Raw genomic sequence first — 518 nt, 5'->3', positions numbered from 1 at the left:
GTATTGTCGCGGTCGGCGCTGGAACCCGCGCCCAGGGCGACGCTGTTGACGCCCTCGGCCGAGGCATTGGCACCCAGCGCCGTGGCGCTGGCCGCATCGGCCCACGAGTTCCAGCCGATCGCGGTGGCGTAGTCGTCGGTGGCCCAGGCACCGGCGCCGAACGCCGCTGCACCGGTGCCGCTGGCACGCGCCGGAATCAGGCCGAAGAAGGTCGACCCACCGATGGCGACGCTTTCATCGCCGGTGGCTTCGCTGGATTCGCCCAGCGCGACCGCGCTGGCACCGGAAGCCGTCGCCGAGGTGCCGACCGCAGTGGCCAGCGTGTTGGAGGCGATGGCGCCGTAACCCAAGGCATTGGACAGGCGGCCACTGGCCTCGCTGTAGCTGCCGAACGCGGAGGCGCCGGCATCGGAGGCGCTGCTGCGGAAGCCGGTGGCGGTGGCCTGCTGGCCGCTGGCCGCCGACTCAACGCCCGTGGCGGTGGCATAGGCGCCGCTGGCGATGGCACCGCTACCGAC

Annotated in this window: 1 pseudogene; it reads right to left on the bottom strand. The window is 72.8% G+C overall.

The features are described 5' to 3' along the window. Positions 1-518 (bottom strand): annotated as a pseudogene (locus AC1DN0_RS41350) (hypothetical protein); the annotation flags it as partial.

This window comes from Cupriavidus sp. 05N39, from assembly GCF_056397325.1.
The sequence above is the reverse complement of the archived record's forward strand: the minus strand, read 5'-3'. Positions and strand labels throughout refer to the sequence as shown.